Source organism: Pseudodesulfovibrio alkaliphilus, from assembly GCF_009729555.1.
GTDB lineage: Bacteria > Desulfobacterota > Desulfovibrionia > Desulfovibrionales > Desulfovibrionaceae > Pseudodesulfovibrio > Pseudodesulfovibrio alkaliphilus.
Genome location: NZ_WODC01000019.1, coordinates 1 through 2,500, shown reverse-complemented (window position 1 = coordinate 2,500; position 2,500 = coordinate 1). Strand labels below are relative to the sequence as shown.

Here is a 2,500-nt window from a genome sequence, read left to right as displayed (position 1 = left end):
TGAATAGGGCGTCAAGTACTGCGGAGTAGACCCGAAGCCGGGTGATCTATCCATGAGCAGGTTGAAGCTTGAGTAAAATCAAGTGGAGGACCGAACCAGTATCGGTTGAAAACGATTTGGATGACTTGTGGATAGGGGTGAAAGGCCAATCAAACCCGGTGATAGCTGGTTCTCCCCGAAATATATTGAGGTATAGCGTGTGATTAGTCTTGCGGAGGTAGAGCACTGACAGGGCTAGGGGCCCCACCAGGTTACCAACCCCTATCAAACTCCGAATGCCGTAAGATGATGTCATGCAGTCAGGCTATGGGTGCGAAGGTCCATGGCCAAGAGGGAAACAGCCCAGACCAACAGCTAAGGTCTCGAAATCAATGCTAAGTGGGAAAGGTGGTGGAGTTGCTGATACATCCAGGAGGTTGGCTTAGAAGCAGCCATCCTTTAAAGAAAGCGTAATAGCTCACTGGCCTAGCGATTCTGCGCCGAAAATGTAACGGGGCTAAGCATTGTACCGAAGCTTTGGGTTCATAGCTTGCTATGAGCGGTAGGGGAGCGTTCTCAGATGGGATGAAGGTGAACCGTGAGGTTTGCTGGACTAATGAGAAGTGATTATGCTGGCATGAGTAACGATAAAATATGTGAGAAACATATTCGCCGTAAACCTAAGGTTTCCTGGGTAAAGTTAATCTTCCCAGGGTGAGTCGGCCCCTAAGGCGAGGCAGAAATGCGTAGTCGATGGGAAACAGGTTAATATTCCTGTACATGCATATGTGTGCGATGGAGGGACGCAGAAGGATAGACGGTCCGGGTGTTGGAAATCCCGGTGCAAGCGAGTAGGCTTGAGGGGTAGGCAAATCCGCCCTTCTTTAAGGCCGAGACGTGATGCCGTGTCATTAAACCGACTGAAGCCGTTAATTCCATGCTGCCAAGAAAAGCTTCTAAGTTTAGCATATGCGTACCGTACCGCAAACCAACACAGGTAGGTGGGTCGAGCAGACCAAGGCGCTTGAGAGAACTCTGGTTAAGGAACTCGGCAAAATGACCCCGTACGTTCGCAATAAGGGGTTCTCGAGACCGTGATTTTATTTACTGAATGAGCGGATTCGAGACGCAGATAATCGGGGGGGGCGACTGTTTACTAAAAACACAGGTCTCTGCTAAGTCGTAAGACGATGTATAGGGACTGACGCCTGCCCGGTGCCGGAAGGTTAAGAGGTGGGGTTAGGCTTCGGCCGAAGCTCTAAATCGAAGCCCCGGTAAACGGCGGCCGTAACTATAACGGTCCTAAGGTAGCGAAATTCCTTGTCGGGTAAGTTCCGACCTGCACGAATGGCGTAACGATCTCCCCACTGTCTCAACCAGAGACTCAGTGAAATTGAATTCCCAGTGAAAATGCTGGGTACCCGCGGAAGGACGGAAAGACCCTGTGCACCTTTACTGCAGCTTGACATTGGTATTTGATTAATCATGTGTAGGATAGGTGGGAGACTTTGAAGCGTGCTCGCCAGAGTGCGTGGAGTCACCCTTGAAATACCACCCTTGGTTACTTAGATATCTAATCCAATGCCGTCATCCGGCTTGGAGACAGTGTCTGGTGGGTAGTTTGACTGGGGCGGTCGCCTCCCAAATAGTAACGGAGGCTTGCAAAGGTTCCCTCAGGCTGATTGGAAACCAGCCGTTGAGTGCAAAGGCATAAGGGAGCTTGACTGTGAGACAGACATGTCGAGCAGGAACGAAAGTTGGTCTTAGTGATCCGGTGGTTCCGCATGGAAGGGCCATCGCTCATAGGATAAAAGGTACGCCGGGGATAACAGGCTGATCGCGTCCAAGAGTTCACATCGACGACGCGGTTTGGCACCTCGATGTCGGCTCATCACATCCTGGGGCTGAAGCAGGTCCCAAGGGTACGGCTGTTCGCCGTTTAAAGTGGTACGCGAGCTGGGTTTAAAACGTCGTGAGACAGTTTGGTCCCTATCCTCCGTGGGCGTAGGAGAATTGAAGAGGGTCTGCCCCTAGTACGAGAGGACCGGGGTGGACGAACCTATGGTGTTCCTGTTGTCACGCCAGTGGCACTGCAGGGTAGCTATGTTCGGCACGGATAACCGCTGAAAGCATCTAAGCGGGAAGCCATCCTCAAGATAAGTTCTCCCTGGACATTAGTCCCTGAAGATCCCTTGAAGACTACAAGGTTGATAGGCCGGAGGTGTAAGCAGCGCGAGTTGTTCAGCTGACCGGTACTAATAGATCGTGCGGCTTATTTGACATTAAATGGAATTCTCTCTTCTCCCTATTGACTAATATATTAGGCAATATGCCCAGCTCTTTTTCTTGGTGACCAAGGAGGAGGGGGTACACCCGGTCCCATTCCGAACCCGGTAGTTAAGCCCTCCATCGCCGATGATACTGCATGGTAGCGTGTGGGAAAGTAGGTCGTTGCCAAGAAATGTTTCCAAAGCCCCGATTCGAAAGAATCGGGGCTTTTGCTGTTTTGCGCCGGGGGGGG

2 rRNA genes (1 of these 2 cut by a window edge) are annotated in these 2,500 nt (G+C 51.4%); both read left to right on the top strand.

Annotation, left to right across the window (positions count from 1 at the left end):
* Positions 1-2,259 (top strand): 23S ribosomal RNA (locus tag GKC30_RS14750); it begins 681 nt to the left of the window's first position.
* Between the two features lie 65 nt (positions 2,260-2,324).
* A 5S ribosomal RNA gene (gene rrf, locus GKC30_RS14745) occupies positions 2,325-2,439 on the top strand.
* The last annotated feature ends 61 nt before the right edge of the window (positions 2,440-2,500 follow it).